The 17593-nt window shown below is 66.7% G+C and carries 16 protein-coding genes and 2 tRNA genes; 11 read left to right on the top strand and 7 right to left on the bottom strand.

The annotated features are described in order from the left end of the window. Window positions 1–7: 7 nt before the first annotated feature. Window positions 8–1153 (bottom strand): CaiB/BaiF CoA transferase family protein, encoded by a 1146-nt coding sequence (locus tag BM199_RS10110; protein WP_091672327.1) that lies wholly within the window; start codon window positions 1151–1153, stop codon window positions 8–10. 48 nt (window positions 1154–1201) lie between these two features. Further along, a complete protein-coding gene (locus tag BM199_RS10105) occupies window positions 1202–1735 on the bottom strand; it encodes a cupin domain-containing protein (protein ID WP_091672325.1) in 534 nt (177 codons plus the stop codon). 180 nt (window positions 1736–1915) lie between these two features. Between BM199_RS10105 and BM199_RS10100 the strand changes: the two genes are divergently transcribed. From BM199_RS10100 to BM199_RS10080, 5 genes are all read left to right on the top strand, one after another. After that, window positions 1916–3124: a TetR/AcrR family transcriptional regulator gene (locus BM199_RS10100; RefSeq protein ID WP_091672323.1), complete on the top strand. Its 1209-nt coding sequence runs from the start codon at window positions 1916–1918 to the stop codon at window positions 3122–3124. Window positions 3125–3598: 474 nt separating this feature from the next. Beyond that, the gene (gene dctP, locus BM199_RS10095) at window positions 3599–4699 is read left to right on the top strand and encodes a TRAP transporter substrate-binding protein DctP (protein WP_091672321.1); all 1101 of its coding nucleotides are present in this window, start codon (window positions 3599–3601) and stop codon (window positions 4697–4699) included. Between the two features lie 16 nt (window positions 4700–4715). After that, on the top strand, window positions 4716–5264 hold the full coding sequence (locus tag BM199_RS10090) for a TRAP transporter small permease (protein WP_177242555.1): 549 nt from the start codon (window positions 4716–4718) through the stop codon (window positions 5262–5264). Further along, complete coding sequence (locus BM199_RS10085) at window positions 5261–6676, top strand: TRAP transporter large permease (RefSeq protein WP_091672318.1); 1416 nt, start codon at window positions 5261–5263, stop codon at window positions 6674–6676. Before BM199_RS10090 ends, BM199_RS10085 begins: the two co-directional genes overlap by 4 nt. 185 nt (window positions 6677–6861) lie before the next feature. Continuing rightward, window positions 6862–7449, top strand: coding sequence for a TetR/AcrR family transcriptional regulator (locus BM199_RS10080; RefSeq protein WP_091672316.1), 588 nt, complete (start codon window positions 6862–6864; stop codon window positions 7447–7449). A 138-nt stretch (window positions 7450–7587) separates the two neighbouring features. Here the strand turns inward: BM199_RS10080 and BM199_RS10075 are convergent. Then, window positions 7588–7663: transfer RNA gene (locus tag BM199_RS10075), tRNA-Lys, on the bottom strand. 202 nt (window positions 7664–7865) lie between these two features. Here BM199_RS10075 and BM199_RS10070 point away from each other — a divergent pair. Together BM199_RS10070 and BM199_RS10065 are read left to right on the top strand one after the other, a co-directional pair. Then, window positions 7866–9071, top strand: coding sequence for a L,D-transpeptidase (locus tag BM199_RS10070; protein ID WP_091672315.1), 1206 nt, complete (start codon window positions 7866–7868; stop codon window positions 9069–9071). 78 nt (window positions 9072–9149) lie between these two features. Next, window positions 9150–9524 (top strand): PH domain-containing protein, encoded by a 375-nt coding sequence (locus BM199_RS10065; protein ID WP_091672681.1) that lies wholly within the window; start codon window positions 9150–9152, stop codon window positions 9522–9524. 259 nt (window positions 9525–9783) lie between these two features. On the opposite strand, the gene BM199_RS10060 is transcribed toward BM199_RS10065, so the two are convergent. Next, window positions 9784–9859 (bottom strand) — tRNA-His (locus BM199_RS10060). An 82-nt stretch (window positions 9860–9941) separates the two neighbouring features. After that, window positions 9942–10550 carry an oligoribonuclease gene (gene orn / locus BM199_RS10055; protein WP_091672313.1) on the bottom strand — a complete coding sequence of 203 codons (609 nt, stop codon included), beginning with the start codon at window positions 10548–10550 and terminating at the stop codon, window positions 9942–9944. A gap of 266 nt (window positions 10551–10816) precedes the next feature. Here orn and BM199_RS10050 point away from each other — a divergent pair, with 266 nt between their 5' ends. The 3 genes from BM199_RS10050 to mnmA are packed head-to-tail and all read left to right on the top strand — an operon-like array spanning window position 10817 to window position 14550. Next, on the top strand, window positions 10817–12193 hold the full coding sequence (locus BM199_RS10050; RefSeq protein ID WP_091672311.1) for an MFS transporter: 1377 nt from the start codon (window positions 10817–10819) through the stop codon (window positions 12191–12193). 41 nt (window positions 12194–12234) lie between these two features. Then, window positions 12235–13455 (top strand): cysteine desulfurase family protein, encoded by a 1221-nt coding sequence (locus BM199_RS10045; protein ID WP_091672679.1) that lies wholly within the window; start codon window positions 12235–12237, stop codon window positions 13453–13455. A gap of 3 nt (window positions 13456–13458) precedes the next feature. Beyond that, window positions 13459–14550 carry a tRNA 2-thiouridine(34) synthase MnmA gene (gene mnmA, locus BM199_RS10040; RefSeq protein ID WP_091672310.1) on the top strand — a complete coding sequence of 364 codons (1092 nt, stop codon included), beginning with the start codon at window positions 13459–13461 and terminating at the stop codon, window positions 14548–14550. Between the two features lie 76 nt (window positions 14551–14626). Here mnmA and BM199_RS10035 read toward each other — a convergent pair whose 3' ends face one another. Further along, complete coding sequence (locus BM199_RS10035) at window positions 14627–14833, bottom strand: hypothetical protein (RefSeq protein WP_143101812.1); 207 nt, start codon at window positions 14831–14833, stop codon at window positions 14627–14629. A 25-nt stretch (window positions 14834–14858) separates the two neighbouring features. On the opposite strand from BM199_RS10035, the gene BM199_RS10030 reads away from it, so the two are divergent. After that, window positions 14859–16412 (top strand): acyl-CoA synthetase, encoded by a 1554-nt coding sequence (locus tag BM199_RS10030; RefSeq protein WP_091672307.1) that lies wholly within the window; start codon window positions 14859–14861, stop codon window positions 16410–16412. Here BM199_RS10030 and BM199_RS10025 read toward each other — a convergent pair. Further along, a complete protein-coding gene (locus BM199_RS10025) occupies window positions 16397–17434 on the bottom strand; it encodes an MBL fold metallo-hydrolase (RefSeq protein WP_091672305.1) in 1038 nt (345 codons plus the stop codon). The two genes, BM199_RS10030 and BM199_RS10025, sit on opposite strands and share 16 nt — an antisense overlap. Window positions 17435–17593: the final 159 nt, after the last annotated feature.

The following is a 17593-nucleotide window of genomic DNA, read 5'->3' as shown; positions in this document are numbered from 1 at the left end:
TTTCCTCTCATCGATGTGCGGGAGTGTCCGCGGTGGTGATCCTGGCGATGTCGTCCGGATCGAGGCCCCACTCGGCGAGTGCGGTGCCGTCATCGGAACCGGGATCGGCAGCGGGGGTTGGCAGTCTTGGCGGTGTGCGACTGAACCGGGGTGCCGGTGCGGGTTGCCGGTATCCGTCGATGTCGACAAAGGTTCGACGCGCTCGGTTGTGCGGATGAGCCGGTGCGTCGGCCAGCCCGTAGACGGCCGTGACACATGCCTGCTCGTGCTCGAAAAGCGCTGCCCACTGTGCCGTCGTCCGGCTACGGAAGATCTCCGTGAACCGGTGTTTCAGTTCGGGCCAACGCGATCGGTGCCATTGCGGAAAATCTGCTGGATCGAGTTCCAGCAGGCGGAGCAGTTCGGCATAGAACTGGGGCTCCAGTGCGCCGACGGCCAGGTGGCCTCCGTCGGCTGTCGGGTAGACCTCGTAGAAGTGGGCGCCGCTGTCGATGAAATGGGTGCCGGGCTCGCCGTTCAGCTCCCCGGTGTTGCGCAGCGCATGAAAAGCGGTGGTGAGCAGGGCCGTGCCATCGACCATCGCGGCGTCCATGACCTGTCCACGCCCGGAGACGCGGGCCTCGAGTACCCCGCACAGTGCGCCGAACGCGACCAACATTCCACCGCCACCGAAGTCACCGACCAGGCTCAACGGGAACAGCGGCCGTTCACCGTGGCGGCGAATGGCACCGAGCGCACCCGCCATCGCGATGTAGTTGATGTCGTGCCCTGGCACCTGTGCGAGCGGCCCGTCCTGGCCGTACCCGGTGGCCCTTGCGTAGACCAATGCCGGATTGCGGGCCAGAACTTCGTCGGGGCCGAGCCCGAGTCGCTCCATCACCCCCGGGCGGAAGCCCTCGATCAGGATGTCGGCCGTTTCGGCCAACGTCAGCAGGAGCTCCCGCCCGGAGCCGCTCTTCAGGTCACAGGCCACTGAGGGGCGGCCGCGGTGCAGGTGGTTCCAGGAGCCGACGCCGACGCCCTGGCTGTCCCGGCGTTCCAGCCGGACGACCTGTGCTCCCATATCGGCGAGCAACATCGCGGCGAACGGGGCAGGCCCGATCGCGCCGAGTTCCACGACCTTGATTCCGTGCAATGGTCCTGAATCGTTCACAGGTACTACTGCCTCTCATGGACGAGTTGCGGTGCGACGGAATGGCTTCTACGTCGTGGCGCCGCAGAGCGCGAAACCCATCACTAGTGGCTCGGTTCCGTTGTTGAACCAGGCGTGTGGGTTACCGTTCTGGATCAGACAGTCGCCCTGCTTGAGGTGTACCTCGATGTCGTCAACTCGCATCGTGGCCTCACCGGAGAGCACGATGATGTAGTCGACGGTCTGTGTGGCGTGTGCTCCCGGCTGGTCGGGAAACGCGAACGTGGCCGCAGCGCCCGGCAGCTTCTCTTCCATCTCCGCCGCGGCGGCTTCCAGATCGGCACCGGGCTCGGGGACGTAAGTGATGCCCGGCGGCACGGTCAGGAAACCGAACCGCACACCCGGATTGGCCGGGAAGAACGTGGCCTTCTTGTCGCCCGTGGCGGCATCGGTGACCGGAACTGACACCGAGTCCAGTTCCCACACCCGGTGGATCTCCACGCCAGGCAGCAAGGAGGCCGTGGTCGGCTCGACCACGCCGTCCTCGATGACCGTGGTCTTGCCCTGCGCGTCGTTGCCCATGACAACCCTGCGGACCTTCATCGCGTAACTCGCCTTCGCCTAGATCGGTGGTTTCCTGCAGCACAGGCACTACGTCTGTGAGCGTTAACGTGATGTACTACACGTTAGGCCAGGAGTATGGAGTCAGACCGAGCCAAGCGTCAAGATGTACATCAGCGTTCACGTGCTAGCCTTTCGGTTGACGCCTGAAGGGGGTGAGGTATGAGCACCGCGGGTGACGCCGACCGAGTTCGCAGGCCTCGAGACCGTCGTCGGCAGATCTCGGTCAACGCGCGAGAACTGTTCGCCGAACGCGGCTTTCACTCGGTGCGGATGAGCGATATCGCCGAAGCGACCGGCATCACCCCCCGCGCGCTGTATCGGCACTACACGAACAAGCAGGCGCTGCTCCTGCACGTGTTGTTCGAGGCGCAGGACGCCTTCCTCGGGGCGCTGCCCGAGATCACCGAGGACTACGATCCGGCGAGCCTGTCTGAAGACCTCTGCGTCATGGCCAGGGCTTCGCTCGTCGATCCGCACATGGCGCGGTTGTGGAAGCGCGAGGCCCGCCATATCGGCCCGGAGGACTCGCGGGAACTGCGTATCCGCCTGAACTCGCTGGCCTCCGGGCTGGCACACGTGATCGGGCTTCGGCATCCGGAACTGGCACCAGTGGAGAAGTCCGTCCGAGCCTGGGCCGTGATCGCCGTGCTCAACAGCCATAACGGGTCGAAGTCGATGGATACCGAGCAGACTGCCGGGATACTCGGCGCGTCGGCGCTCGCGGCGGTCGATCACAACCTGGTCGCGGCGCCGGATGGCATCCCCGACCCGCCCCCGGCCACGCGGTCCTCTGCGTCGCGCCGGGAACAGTTGATCAATATCGCCGCGATGACATTTCGACGCCAGGGTTTCGACGGTGCCAGTGTCGACGGGATCGCTGCGGAAGCGGGTATGGCCGGCCCCGCCATCTATCGCTATTTCGACAGCAAGACCGCGATGCTCGCGACCATCGCGAACCGGTTCACCGAGTGGGTGTCGCTGGAGACCGTGCGGGGACTGGGTACGGCGTCCAGTGATGAGGAGGCCCTGACGAACATGGTCTCCGGCTATGTGCGTCTCGCAGCCGAGGCGGAGAACCTGTTGGCCGTCACCGTGACCGAGGCACACCATCTGCCCGAGGATCTGGCCGAGCGACTCGCTCGCTCGCGAGCCGAGCATTTGCAGGACTGGGCACACTGGCTGCGCAAGGTGTGTCCGGAGCGCTCCGACACGGTGAATCAACTGATCGTGCACACCGCTCGCGTGCTGATCGATGACACCGTGCGCACCCGCCGGGTGATGCACCAGGCCGGAGCGGTTGACTCGTTGGTTCGTGTGGCGACCGCGGTTATGCGATACACCCAGCCGCGCGGCCGCACGGTGAAATAGCGATCAGCTCAGCGGTTTTCGACCTCCACGCGACACGCGAAACAATTACCGAATCAAGAGAGGTTCGGTCGAGTCCGAACGTGACCCGTTGCCCTGTAAGGGATCTTCGGTTGAGGTCTCAATTCGACACATATCGTTGACATACATCCAGGGATGGATGTTAGGTTCATCGCGCTTCGTCCGAAGTTGGCAGCCGGGCAAACAGCCCCAGGCCCACTCGGTGGCAAGGGATCTCGTTCCACGTCAACGCGCAGACTTGACAAACCGCACTCGTCCAAGGGCACGAGTGGGCGAACGGCACCTGCTGAGACAGCGAGCGTCCGCAAAGGACATCTGAAGCCAGTGCGGATGCGCGAGCGCACAGTCTGAGCTTTCTCAACCAGTCCACTGGCGGCCGTCCCCGCACAGCGAGCGGCACGTGGACTCGCGGCCTGTCAGGGGACGCCTGCACAAGGAATTGGAGTGTCCAGACAGATGAACAGATCACGAGCATCGTTGCGTATCGCCTGTGTGCTTTCGGCGGCCGGGCTGGTCGCGAGCGGGTGTAGCGGCGAGAGTTCCGGACCAGGCGACACCGTGACGCTTTCGGTGAGCCACGTCGTCTCCGAGGACCACGGGTTCAGCGAGGCCTTCGGCGCATGGGCCGAACAGGTCACGACGCAGACCGGCGGCGCCGTCGAGTTCGAGCACTTCTACAACTCGGCGCTGTGCCAGCTACCGCAGGCGGTCGAGTGCATCGGCAACGGTACCGCGGACATCTCCTTCGTCACGCACGCGTACACGCCGGAGTTGATACAGCAGAACCTCAGCTCGGTCCCGTTCCTCGCGCACGACCTGCAGGCTGCCTCCGACACACACAACCAGCTGCAGGAGACCTCGGACGCCTATCGCAAGGAATACGATGATCGCAACGTCGAGGTTCTGTTCAACTTCACGAACTCGCCCCCGGTGGTCGCGCTCAAGGAGCCCATCGATGATTTCGCCGACCTGAGTGGCAAATCACTGCGGGCCACGGGATCGATGGCCGCCGCCATGGAGGCCATCGGGGCGAACCCGGTGGCGGTCGGTCCTTCGGAGATCTACGAATCGGTCGAACGTGGTGTTGTCGAGGGACTGGTCCTCCCCCTGGAAACCATCGTCGACTTCCGGCTCCACGAGGTCGCCCCGTACATCTACGACATCGGTGAGTACGTCGGCATCTACGCCATGTCGATGTTCGGGATGAATCAGGACACCTTCCAGGGCCTGCCCGACGAGGTTCGGCAGATCATGGCCACGGCATCGACGGACATCTCCACACGGATCGTCGAGGAGTGGGTGCTGCCATGGAATGCCAAGACGTGTGCCACGGCGATGGAAAACGGCGGCGAGATCAACGCCATAGGACCGAGGGAAGTCGGCGAGGACTGGGCCCGTCGTGGTGCCGAGCAGCAGCGTCAGGCCTGGATCGACAGCGCGAACGGCAAGATCGACAACCCGGAAGCGGCCTTCGACGAGTACGTGAACTTGTACGCTGAACTCAGCGAGGGGAACACTCCGCCAACCCACCAGATCTGCGCCGGTAGCGCGGGATAGCACGCGGATGTCCGTTATGGATCGCATCGATGCGGTGGCGGCGAGAGTCGCGAAGGCACTTGCTCTCGTCGCCGCCCTCCTGGTCGGCATGGTCATGGTCGTCGTGGCTGTCGACGTCGTCGGTCGCAATGTCACAGGCAGTTCGGTGCCAGGTGCCTTCGAGATCACCACCGTGCTCCTGGTCGTGATCGTGTTCCTGGGACTGGCGCATGCGGAACGGACCGGGGCGACGATCAAGCTCACGTTGTTGACCGACAGGCTTCCTCGCCGCGCCGCACTGGGCACCCGTGTTGCCAGCGCTGTGATCACCCTGGCCGTCGCGCTGTGGTTCACCTACGCGACATTGGTGGCGGCCGGCCGATCGATCGACCGTGGTGAGGCGCAGGTCGGACTGCTGAACATTCCGCTGTGGCCGGCACGCGTGGCCATCGTTGTCGGCTTCGCCGCACTGTCCATCGAGGTTCTGCTCGGCCTCCGCCGCGGGCTCAGCGGCTCGCGGCGACAGGCGTCCGCCGCGGGACAGCAGCCCGGCTCCTCCTCAGCACCTGATGGGAGACCACATTGAGCCCCGATGTAGTTGTCTTCGTCGCTCTCGGACTCCTGCTGGTGCTGCTGTGCATCGAGACTCCGGTGGCGTTCGCTCTGGCCGCGGCGGGGGCGACCGGCATCATGCTCCTACGCGACGTCGATCTCGCCACCTCGACCATGGGCGACGTGCCGCTCACCGCCACTGCCCATTACAGCCTGGTGATCATCCCGATGTATGTGGTGCTCGGCATGTTCGCTCTGCACGGGAACCTGGCTGGGCGGGTCTACGCGGCGGGCAGCGTACTGCTGCGCAGGCTGCCCGGTGGGCTGGGTGTCGCTACGGTGGCCGCGTGTGCCGGATTCTCCGCAGTCTCCGGTTCGAGCGTGGCGACCGCGGCCAGCATGGGAAAATTGTCGGTCACCGAAATGATGAAGGCCGGTTACAAGCCGCATTTCGCGACCGGCATCGTGGCGATCGCTGGGACCCTCGGGATCCTCATTCCGCCCAGTGTGGCGTTGGTGATCTACGGGGTGCTGGCCCGGGAGTCGATCGCTCAGCTGCTGGTCGCCGGCATCATCCCCGGCGTGCTCAGCGCCGCTGCCTACGCGATGCTGATCGCGGTCAGAGCGCGCAAGATGATGGTGGCGCCCGGTGCTGACCTGCGCCGTCAGCTCGTTGCCCTCAGTTCCCCTGGAGGAACGCGCCCCGCTCCCGCGTTTTCCGGCGGCTCGACCGCCGAGCTGTTGGAAGCCGGCGAGGACGAGCCCGCGCCGGTCACCAGGTTCCAACAGGTGCGGGCGGTCTGCTGGCTGATGCTGATCTTCGGCGTCGTGCTGACCGGTGTGTTCTCCGGCGTGTTCACAGTCATCGAGTCCGCGGCCGTGGGCGCGATCGCCGCGCTGATCATGCTGTTCGTGGAGAATCTGAAACTGGGTTCCAGGGAGATTCTGCGCCGGATGAAGAACGCGCTGCTTGAGGCGGCGGGGATCACTGCCATGTCGTTCGCGTTGGTGGTCGGCGCCGCGATGTTCTCGGTGTTCCTGGTTATGGCGCGCGTGCCGATGCGGTTCACGGAATGGGTCGCCGGCATCGACGTGCCGCCCATGGTCGTGGTCGCGCTCCTGCTGGCTGCGCTCATTCCGCTCGGGATGTTCCTGGATCCGCTCGCCATCATCGTCATCGTGGTGCCACTGGTGCACCCGGCCGTCACGGAACTGGGATTCGATGGCATCTGGTTCGCGGTGCTCTTCGTGATGCTTCTGGAGATCGGGCTGGTGACGCCACCGGTGGGGATCAATACGTTCGTGGTGTCCATGACCTCCGGGGTCAAGGTCGAGTCGGTCTTCCGCGGAGTGTTCCCGTTCCTGGCCGTTTCCGTGGTTGTCGTGGTGATCGTGTTCGTCTTCCCCGAGACCGCGCTCTGGTTGCCGTCGATGGTCGCGGAGTGAACTCCGATGGCAGGCAGGGATAATCGGCTCCGCCACTCCAACCGGCTCCGTGGGCACAGGGCGAGACTTGAAGGCGGGCAGTGAAGAACTCTCAGCGTCAAGGTCAAGGAAAAGGTCAACGGGACGCTCGGCCTGCTCGCGTCCCGAACGCCGAGCGGGCCGAGGCGACCAAGTCAGCGTTGTTGATGGCGACAATCGAGGCGATCGTGAGATATGGCTACTCGGGTGCCACGTCGACCAGGATCGCCGAGATTTCCGGATTTACCAGAGGAGCCCAGAAACACCATTTCAAGGACAAGGCCGAGCTGGTGTCGGTCGCGCTGGTGGAGTTACAGGAGCGGTACCAAGCCGAGACGATCGCCAAGCTCGGGCATACGGCGGGCAAGGATGTGCGCGGTGTCCTGCAGGCGTTGTGGCGCAGCCAGATCACCGACCTGTACACGGCCGCGATGGAGCTACGGATGGCGGCGCGCAGTGATGACGACCTCCGGGCGGTGCTTGTACCTGCCGAACAGCAGATCGGACGCCAGCAGCGGGAGCTACTCATCCGGTTACTCGACGACGGGCGCCACCCCAGGCAACGATTGCTGGAGATTGGCGAGTTGACGTTGAACGCGCTTCGCGGAATGGCCAGCCAGCGGTTCCTCTACCCTGACGAACGCCGGGAGCGCCGACAGCTCAGGGCACTCGAACAGACGGTGCGCACGCTGCTCACCGCCACCGCCGAGCACGCCGGTCCGGATGGCCCGGGCGACGGGACCCCAGGTCCCTAGACCAACGTTGTCGCGATCAACTGGACGGGGCAGGCTGTGATCGCGAACACGATCCGAAGTCCAGCCGCTGTCGGGCGGAAATCTCTTGTGGAAGCAAGAAGCCGCAGGCCAGTATCGCACTACTGACCTGCGGCTTGTTGGTGCGCCATCAGGGACTCGAACCCCGAACCCGCTGGTTAAGAGCCAGCTGCTCTGCCAATTGAGCTAATGGCGCGAAGACGTCTGCCGGTGATTACCGCGCTGGTCGGTGCCTCGCTCGGCGACGAAGAAAACATTAACACAGGGGCCTGTGGGGGCTGGCGCGCACCCCCCGGCTGCGCGCGTACAACGAGTTGGCATACCCGCCCACCGACTCCCGGAGTTCGGGCAGACTGGACTTACATCGGGGAATTTCACACGAAATGGTGGTTTAGTTCATGGCGAGTCGGGGCGGGCGGAAGCCGCATCGGGGGGCTCGGTGGGCGTTGTTGCTGGTAGCGGGCGGGCTGCTGGTGAGCGGCTGTACTTCAGGGGGAGCGGGCGAACCCCCAAAAGAGGTCAAGGTCTCGACCGCGCCTCCGCCGAAGCCTGCTTCGCTGGAGCTGAGTCCGGCTGGCTCGGTTGACGACTTCGCCCCGGGCGAGCCGGTGACGGTGTCGGTTGACGACGGCGAGCTCACCGAGGTGAGTCTGGTCGGCGCGGACGACACCGTGGTGAAGGGTGCCAAGGAAAAGGACGGTTCTGGCTGGTCCACCTCGGAGAAGCTGGGCTACGGCAAGACCTACACCTTGAAGGCCGAGGCGGTCGGGGCCGACGGCAAGCCGGTCACGGCGACCTCCACGATCACCACCGCCACGCCGAACCGGCAGGTGAACGTGTCGCTGAACGTCCGTGACGACCAGAAGGTCGGCGTCGGCATGCCGTTGATCTTCACGTTCACGGGCTCCGTTCCGGACAGGGCGGCCGCCGAGGACGCGCTGCGTGTCGTCTCCGAGCCGAAGACCGAGGGTGCGTTCCACTGGTTCGGTGACCAGTCGGTGACCTGGCGGCCGAAGGAGTACTGGAAGCCGGGCACGAAGGTGACGGTGGACGCCGGCATCTACGGCATCGATCTGGGTGACGGCACGTTCGGTATGGAGGACAGGTCGGCGAAGCTCACGGTCGGCGACAAGGTGGTGGCGGTCGCCGACGGGGGCAGCCACAAGATGACCGTGTCGGTGAACGACAAGGTGGTCAAGACCATGCCGCTGTCGATGGGCAAGCAGTCGAGTCCGACGCCCAAGGGTACCTACACGGTGATGAGTGAGCACCGCGGCTACACAATGGACTCCAGTACATACGGGGTGCCGACCGACTCCGCGGCGGGCTACCGGACGTACACCGAGTACGCGGTGCGAATGTCGAACAGCGGCATCTTCTACCACTCGGCTCCCTGGTCGGTGGGGCAGCAGGGAAACTCGAACGTCAGCCACGGCTGTATCAACTTGTCGACAGCGAACGCGGCCTGGCTGATGGAGACCTCACGGCCGGGCGACATCATCACCGTGAAGAACAGCGGCGGCCCCGAGTTGGAACCGACCGACGGCTGGAGCGTCTGGCAGATGCCCTGGAAGGACTGGAAGTCCAACAGCCAACAAAACTAGCCGCCCCACGCGCAACTACTCGGGGCTAGTACACCGAGGATCTGGGATGAGCGGTGCTGAATCCGTACTGTGGAGACCATGATTGATTTCTCCAAGGACACGGTGTTCAAGCTCAACCCGTGCGATCCGAGAGACCTCGCGCCCACGGTGCAGCCGATCATCATCCCAGGAGAACAGATCATCTCGTCGTTCAAGGCGGTGCGGGACTTCGTGGTGTTCACGAACAAGCGCCTCATCGCCGTGAACGTGCAGGGTGTGACGGGCAAGAAGAAGGACTTCACTTCGCTGCCGTACAACAAGATCCAGGCGTTCTCGATCGAGACGGCGGGCACATTCGACCTGGATGCCGAGCTGGACCTGTGGTTCAGCGGCTTGGGAAAGGTACGCCTCGAGTTCCGCGGCAACTCCGACATCCGTCAAATAGGTCAACTAATAGCCACCCACGTCCTCTAGACGGCAACGAAGCCCCCACCCCACCCCACCCCCACCCGATCCCCACCCCATGCCACCTCACCCCATCCCCATCCGATGGCGCGAAGCGCCGAGCCCCCCCGTCCTCCCGATGGCGCGAAGCGCCGAGCCCCCTCAAACCAACGGGAGAGACGTACCCAAGGCGCCCAACGCACCGTGGGGGTCCGGGGGCTCGGCCCCCGGGTGCAATGACGAAACCCCACCCCGCGAAGCCGCGAAGCGGCAAGCAGGGTGGGGCCAGTGGGGTGAGTGACGGGACTTGAACCCGCGACTTCCTGGACCACAACCAGGTGCTCTACCAACTGAGCTACACCCACCATTGCGAGGAACCGGCTTGCGGTACCTCGGCTGGAACATCGTAGCGTGCTGGGCTTGGCGGCTCACACGGGGTTCGGTGATTCACTCGCTCCCGGTGCCGAGCACCACCGCCGCGGCGGCTCTTGCCTGGTCACTGGTGGGGCCGGGCTGGGGAACGAACGCCGTCCTGCGGTAGTAGTCCAGTTCGCCGATGGACTCGCGGATGTCGGCGAGCGCGCGGTGGGCGAGGCCTTTTTCCGGCTTGGCGTAGTAGATCCGCGGGTACCAGCGGCGGACGAGTTCTTTCACCGAGGACACGTCGACCATCCGGTAGTGCAGGTGCTCGTCGAGCGCGGGCATGTCCCTGGTGATGAAGCCCCGGTCGGTGGCGATGGAGTTGCCTGCCAAGGGTGCGCTGCGTGGGTCGGGCACGTATTCGCGCACGTAGTCGAGCACGCGTTGTTCGGCCTCGGCGAGGGTGATCTCGGATCGCCGGACCTCCTCGGTGAGCCCGGAGTGGGCGTGCATCTCCCTGACGATGTCCGGCATGGTCGCCAGTACGTCGTCCTCGGCGTGGATGACGAGGTCCAGACCCTCGCCGAGCACGTTCAGTTCGGCGTCGGTCACCAGCACGGCGATTTCGATCAGCGCGTCCTTGGCGAGGTCGAGCCCCGTCATCTCGCAGTCGATCCAGACAAGGCGATCAGTCACCGGGGCACCCTAACGCGCCCTGTGCGGTCGCACGTTCGCGACCTGCGGAGTCGCAACGCGGGTCACCCGTCGGGTGGTATCGGCGCGCACCGAACCCGGCCCCGGCACTTTCCCGGGAAAGTGCCGGAGGATGCGGCTCGGGCCTGGGGCGGGGGACGCTCGGGCTCGCACTTTCCCGGGAAAGTGCGAGGGGCAGGATGGGGTGGCGGCGTGCGGTCAAATCGGCCCTGGACCTCCAGTTAAGTCGAGGTTGCAGGCTTGCGTACATGACTCTGATCGCCCCGAAGGCCGCATCCTCCCGCCGCTCCGCCGTGCTGTGGACGCCGGAGCATCGCACCGCCACAGCCGGACTCGTGCTCGTTGTCACCCTCGTCGCCTTCGAGAGCATGGGCGTTGCCACCGCGATGCCGACGATGGTGGCCGAGTTGGGCGGCCAGGGTCACTACGCGTGGCCGTTCCTGGCGTTTCTCATCGCCAGTGTCGTGGCGACCGTCCTGTCCGGCAGGGTGTGCGACCGGCACGGCCCCAAGCCGTCCCTGCTGGTCGGACCGATGATCTTCCTTGCCGGGCTGATAGTGGCGGGCACGGCCGACACCATGTCGGTCCTCCTGATCGGACGGGCGCTGCAGGGCATCGGCACGGGAACTCTGCTGGTGGCCGTGTCACTGGTGATCGCGTTGATCTACACCGACCGCGAACGGCCGGTCGTGTACGCGGCCAACGCCGCGGCCTGGGTGCTGCCCGCGGTGCTGGGGCCGCCGATCGCCGGGCTGCTCACCGAGCACGTGGGCTGGCGGTGGGTCTTCCTCGGTCTTACCCCGTTCGTCCTGCTCGGGGCGGGCCTGCTGGTCGTGGTGGTGCGCAGGCTCGGCCCGCCTCCAGCGGAAAGCCAAGGCACCCGCAGGGCGGGCGTTCTCGCGGCGTTGGCCGCCGCGGCGGGCGTCACCGCGCTCACCTGGGCCGCCCAGCATCCCTCCCCGGAGGCGCTGGGGTACGGGCTCGCAGGGCTCGTCGTGCTCGGCATCGCCCTGCGCGGGTTGCTGCCGTCCGGGACGCTGCGCGCTCGGCCCGGCCTGCCGACGGTGGTGGCGTCCAGGGCGTTGATCGCTGCCTCGTTCGCCGGCATCGAGGCGTTCATTCCACTGACGATGAGCGCGGTCCACGGGTACGGTCCTGCGGCGGCCGGGTTGCCCCTCACGGTCAGCGCGATCGGCTGGTCGGCCGGCTCGGTGTTGCAGGGCCGATACCCCGACTGGTCCAGGGAACGGCTGCTTCGCTCGGGGTTTTTCCTGGTCGCGACGGCACTGGCGCTGTTCGCGGTGGTTTCTCAGCCGTGGGCGCCCGGCTGGCTGGTGTATGTCGTCAGCCTGTTCGCCGGGGCGGGAATGGGCATCGCGATGCCCGCGATTTCGCTGTTGTTGCTGCGTTTCTCCACCGAGCGGGAACGCGGATTCAACACCTCCGCGATGCAGCTGGGCGACTGGATGGGGTCGGCGATGACGATCGGTCTCGGCGGGGTACTGCTGGCCGGGCTCGCGTCCGCTACCGAGCCCTCCTTCGCGATGGCCGTACTCGCCGTGCTGATGACCGCCGTCGCCCTGACCGGCGCTGTGGTGACCGGCCGGTGGCCTGCGGCGGAGTGAGCTCGAACGGCCGGCGCGGGCAGGGCTACCCTGGACAGGCGATGACCTATCTAGACCACGCGGCCACGACACCGATGCTGCCGGAAGCCGTGGCCGCCATGACAGAGGCGCTGCCCACCGTGGGCAACGCCTCCTCGTTGCACTCCTCAGGTCGGCGCGCGCGCCGGGTCGTCGAGGAGGCCCGCGAAGTTATCGCCGGTGCGCTCGGCGCCAAGCCCTCCGAGGTGGTGTTCACCGCTGGTGGGACCGAGAGCGACAACCTCGCGGTCAAGGGCATCTACTGGGCCCGCAGGAAGGAGCGTCCCGCGCGCCGCAGGGTGCTGGCGGGTGCCGTCGAGCACCACGCCGTGCTCGACGCGGTGCAGTGGCTCGCCGACCATGCCGAAGCGGAGATCACCTGGCTGGAGGTCGACGCCGCGGGGCGAGTGCATCCGGAGGTCCTCAAGGACGCTATCGGCTCCTCCCCCGAGGATGTGGCGTTGGCCACGGTGATGTGGGCCAACAACGAGGTCGGGACCGTGAATCCGGTCCCCGAACTCGCCTCGATCTGCGCGGAACACGACATCCCGCTGCACACCGACGCGGTACAGGCGATCGGCAGCGTTCCGGTCGACTTCGCCGCGAGCGGCGCGAGCGCGCTGACGCTGACCGGACACAAGGTCGGCGGGCCATATGGCGTCGGCGCTCTGCTGCTGGCCAGGGACACGCCGTGCGAGTCGCTGCAGCACGGAGGCGGCCAGGAGCGCAACGTCCGGTCCGGCACCCTGGACGTGCCCGCGATCCACGCGTTCGCCGCCGCCATCCGAGCCAGCACCGTCGACTGGCAGGAGGGCGCGCACAAGCTGGCGCTGCTGCGGGACGACCTGGTCACCGCGGTGCTGCGTGAGGTGCCGGACGCACGGTTGAACGGGGCTCCGACGAGCGAGACGTTCGGTTCGCCCGAGACCAGGGGACGACTCCCCGGCAATGCCCACTTCACCTTCCCCGGTTGTGCGGGTGACAGCCTGCTGATGCTGCTCGACGCCAAGGGGATCGAATGCTCCACCGGCTCGGCCTGCACGGCAGGTGTCGCGGAACCAAGCCATGTCCTGCTCGCGATGGGGGCCGACGCCGCATCGGCGCGCAGTTCGCTCCGGTTCTCCCTCGGGCACACGTCTACTCAGGAGGACGTGAACGCACTCGCGGGCGCGATCGGTGGCGTTGTGGCCAGGGCCAGGCAGGCGGGGCTGGCAGGAATGCGTAAGCAGAAGGCTGAGGTGTAACAGATGCGGGTACTGGCCGCGATGAGCGGTGGAGTGGATTCCGCGGTGGCCGCCGCACGTGCGGTGGACGCGGGTCACGAGGTCGTCGGCGTGCATCTCGCACTGTCGGCCAAGCCGGGAACACTGCGCACGGGTTCGCGGGGTTGCTGCACCATCGAGGACTCCCACGACGCGCGCAGGGCGGCGGATCTGCTCGAGATCCCGTTCTACGTCTGGGACTTCGCGGAGCGGTTCACCGAGGAGGTCGTGGAGACCTTCGTCGGCGAGTACGCCGCGGGGCGCACCCCCAACCCGTGCGTCACCTGCAACGAGAAGATCAAGTTCGAGGCCTTGCTCGACAAGGCGATGGCGCTCGGCTTCGACGCGGTCTGCACAGGGCACTACGCCAGGCTCTCCGTGGAGGACGGCGTCCCGCAGTTGCGGCGCAGTGCCGACGAGGGCAAGGACCAGTCCTATGTGCTCGCCTCGCTGACGCCGGAGCAGCTGCGGCACTCGATGTTCCCGCTCGGTGACTCGCGCAAGTCCGACGTGCGGGCCGAGGCCGAGCGGCGTGGACTCGCGGTGGCGAACAAGCCGGACAGCCACGACATCTGCTTCATTCCGGACGGCGACACGAAGAAGTTCCTGGAATCACGGCTGGGCAGCACGCCGGGTGAGCTGGTGGACGCCGAGACCGGCGCGGTGCTCGGCAGGCACAGCGGGGTGCATGGATTCACCGTCGGCCAGCGAAAGGGGCTCGGTATCGAGGCCCCGGCCGCGGACGGCAGGCCGAGGTACGTCCTTTCGCTGGAGCCGGTCTCCGGCACGGTCAAGGTGGGCTCGGCGAAAGACCTCGGCGTACGCGAGATCCAGGCGGACCGTCCGGTGTGGCCGGATCTTCCGCTGGCCGAACCGACCGAGTGCGTCGCACAGGTGCGGGCGCACGGTGGCACCGCGCCGGCCGTCGCCGAGGTGGTGAACGGTCAGGTGAGCATCCGGCTCGAGGAGTCCCTGCACGGTGTCGCCCCCGGACAGGTGGTCGTGTTGTACCGCACCGACGACGAGGGCGACCTGGTCCTCGGTAGCGCCAAGATCGCTAGTACAACCGCAGCTTGAAGCCGATTCCATGGCCTCACTCGCCGGTCGTGCGGTACGTGACGCGACGAAGCCAAGGCGCTCATGGAGCTGATGCTCAGCTGCAGGGTGCCACCGGGCCGGCACCGGCGTCGGCGACCACCAGCAGCTGGTGCGGATCGGCCTCGATCTCCCGGAACGTCCGCAGATACGGCCCCAGGTCCTCGACGGAGTCCCGGGCCGCGCCCGGTTGATCGTCGGCCGGCATCCGCACTACGGGCTCGACATCGGCCTCCACAGCGGATCTAATCGTGATCTCATCCACAGATTAGTGTCTCCGGAGGACGCCGATGACGAGCAACCTGGCTCTGCGATCCAGCACTGTCGCCGACCTGGTGAGGCGCAGCGCCGCCCGGGTACCGGGGCGAGTTGCCCTGCGGTTCGCCGATCGCGAGTGGACGTACGCGGCACTCGATGCGGCGGTGACCAGGGCCGCGGGCCGGTTGCTCTCCCTCGGTCTGGACAAGGGCGACCGGGTGGCCGCGTACGGCAAGAACTCCGACGCGTATCTGATCGGGTTTCTGGCCTGCGCACGGGCGGGGCTGGTGCACGTTCCGGTCAACTACAACCTGGTCGGGGACGAACTGGCGTACCTCGTCGAGCAGTCCGGAAGCCGGGTCGCGCTCGTCGACCCTGCACTGCGGCAACACGTCGACGCCGTCGGTGAACGGGCAGGGCTGCGGCAGGTGCTGCCGCTGCGCGACACGGAGGATTCGCTGCTCGCCGCGGCCGGATCCGGGCCGGTGCCCGAACTGGACGTCGAGATCGCCGACACGGACCTCGCGCAGCTGCTCTACACGTCCGGAACCACGTCGCGGCCGAAGGGCGCGATGATGACCCATCGGGCCCTCGTGCACGAGTATCTCTCCTGCATCGTCGGGCTCGATCTGACCGAGCGCGACGAGCCGCTGCACGTCATGCCGCTCTACCACAGCGCGCAGATGCACGTGTTCCTGTTGCCCTGGCTCGCCGTCGGCGCCACCAACCAGTTGCTCGAGGTGCCCGACCCGGCGGACATTCTGCGACGCATCGCGCGGAACCGCCACGGCGCCTTCTTCGCGGCACCCACACTGTGGGTCGCGCTGGCGAACCACCCGGACTTCGCCGGACTCGACCTCCGCTCGCTGCGCAAGGCCTACTACGGAGCCTCGATCATGCCGGGCCCGGTCCTGCAGCGGCTGCGCGAGGCACTCCCGGAACTCGGGTTCTACAACTGCTTCGGGCAGTCCGAGATCGCGCCGCTGGCGACGATCCTGCGGCCGGAGGAGCACGAGCAGCGGCCGGACTCGGCCGGTCGTGCGGCGCTCTTCGTGGAACTACGGGTGGTGGACGACAACGGGGCCGACGTGGCACCGGGTGAGCTGGGCGAGGTCGTCTACCGGTCGCCACAACTGTGCCTCGGCTACTGGGACAAGCCGGAGGAGACCGAGGAAGCCTTCCGCGGCGGCTGGTTCCACTCCGGCGATCTCGTCCGCATCGACGAGGAGGGTTACATCTACGTCGTGGACCGGATCAAGGACGTGATCAACACGGGGGGCGTCCTGGTCGCCTCGCGCGAGGTCGAGGACGCCCTCTACACGCATCCCGCGGTGGGTGAGGTGGCGGTCATCGGGTTGCCCGACGAGAAGTGGATCGAGGCGATCACCGCCGTTGTCGTGTCCAAACCGGACGCAGCCGAGACGACCGTCGCGGAGGAGCTCCTCGAGCACCTGCGGTCCAGGCTGTCACCGTTCAAGGTGCCCAAGGCCGTGCACTTCGTCGACGACCTGCCGCGCAATGCCTCGGGAAAGATCCTCAAACGAGAGTTGCGAAGTGCGTTCGCCGCGGATCAGGCCACCGAGTAGTGCCGGACGCCGTCGGTCTCGGTCGCGGCCAACCGTCCCTGGAGGACCAGTACGTCGAGGTGGGCCGCGGTTTCCAGCACGGCGAGCGTGCGGTTGAAGATGTCGAGGTCGCCCAGTGCCCGCTTGCGCCGGGTCCAGTCGAGGGCGTCCGCGGCCTCGAAGGCGGAGTTCGCGCCGGACGCGACGGTCTCGGCGGTCGCGGTCAGGCGCTCGTCGTGGTGCGCCAGCAGTTCGTCCACCCGCTCGTGGGCGCTGCCGGTCACCGGCCCGTGCGCGGGCAGCAGCATGCGATCGGGCCGCTCGCGGATCAGCCGTAGGGAGTCCAGGTAGTCGCGCAGGGGCAACTCGACGGGTACCGGCTGGAAGCCGACCGACGGAGTGATGTGCGGCAGTACGTGGTCGCCGGAGAAGAGCAGGCCCGCGTCCGCGTCGTCGAATACGACATGCCCCGCGGTATGGCCGGGGGTGTGCACCACCTCCAGGTCGCGGCCGGGCAGCACCTTTCGGCTGCCCGGAACCAGCCATTCGTCCGGCAGTTCGTAGTCCCGCGCAGCGCGTGGGGACGAATCGAAGGCGCGGGTCAGTTCGTCGAGCAGCATTCCGGCACCGGCGTTGACCAGCAGCCTGCCCTGCGCGTGCATGGCGGTGGCGTCCGGCTCGGCCGAGGCCTGGACAGACGGTTCCTCGAGCTTGCCGAGCGCGACACTGCCCCCGAAGTCGCGGCGCAGGGCGACGGCCTGCGTGTAGTGGTCGCGGTGCATGTGTGTGATGAGGAACTGGCCGATGTCACCGAGATCGGCACCGATCGCGCGCAGGGCCGCGCGCAGCAGGTCACGCGCCTCGTCCAGTGCCCAGCCGGAGTCGATCAGCACCAGTCCGGTGCCATCCGTGACGGCATAGACGTTGACCGCCTTCAGCCCGTCGTTCGGCAGCGGCAGGGGGACGCGATACACCCCGGGCGCGACCGTGTAGATGCCTGGCGTGGTCCAGTCGTCGGTGCTGGTCTCCGGAAGCGGTTCCACGTTGACCTCGTTGTCTGTTGGCGTTGCAGGCTGAGTTCTCGATTCGACCAGGGAACGGGCTCCGGCAGGAGGTAGTTGAGACGTGTGTCACGCACAGACTGACCGGTATCTGGCTCCGGCCGGGGCGGTGCCGGAGTTGCCGAGCCGCGCGTGGTACCC

The sequence above is a fragment of the Amycolatopsis marina genome (assembly GCF_900111885.1).
GTDB classification, from domain to species: domain Bacteria; phylum Actinomycetota; class Actinomycetes; order Mycobacteriales; family Pseudonocardiaceae; genus Amycolatopsis; species Amycolatopsis marina.
The sequence above is the reverse complement of the archived record's forward strand: the minus strand, read 5'-3'. Positions and strand labels throughout refer to the sequence as shown.

Bases quoted from the DNA above. Each gene is read 5' to 3' on its own strand.
- BM199_RS10030 (WP_091672307.1), top strand. From the start codon at position 14,859: ATGACGAGCAACCTGGCTCTGCGATCCAGCACTGTCGCCGACCTGGTG.
- BM199_RS10065 (WP_091672681.1), top strand. From the start codon at position 9,150: ATGATTGATTTCTCCAAGGACACGGTGTTCAAGCTCAACCCGTGCGAT.
- BM199_RS10080 (WP_091672316.1), top strand. From the start codon at position 6,862: ATGGCGACAATCGAGGCGATCGTGAGATATGGCTACTCGGGTGCCACG.
- BM199_RS10090 (WP_177242555.1), top strand. From the start codon at position 4,716: ATGGATCGCATCGATGCGGTGGCGGCGAGAGTCGCGAAGGCACTTGCT.
- dctP (WP_091672321.1), top strand. From the start codon at position 3,599: ATGAACAGATCACGAGCATCGTTGCGTATCGCCTGTGTGCTTTCGGCG.
- mnmA (WP_091672310.1), top strand. From the start codon at position 13,459: ATGCGGGTACTGGCCGCGATGAGCGGTGGAGTGGATTCCGCGGTGGCC.
- BM199_RS10070 (WP_091672315.1), top strand. From the start codon at position 7,866: ATGGCGAGTCGGGGCGGGCGGAAGCCGCATCGGGGGGCTCGGTGGGCG.
- BM199_RS10100 (WP_091672323.1), top strand. From the start codon at position 1,916: ATGAGCACCGCGGGTGACGCCGACCGAGTTCGCAGGCCTCGAGACCGT.
- BM199_RS10045 (WP_091672679.1), top strand. From the start codon at position 12,235: ATGACCTATCTAGACCACGCGGCCACGACACCGATGCTGCCGGAAGCC.
- BM199_RS10105 (WP_091672325.1), bottom strand. From the start codon at position 1,735: ATGAAGGTCCGCAGGGTTGTCATGGGCAACGACGCGCAGGGCAAGACC.
- BM199_RS10050 (WP_091672311.1), top strand. From the start codon at position 10,817: ATGACTCTGATCGCCCCGAAGGCCGCATCCTCCCGCCGCTCCGCCGTG.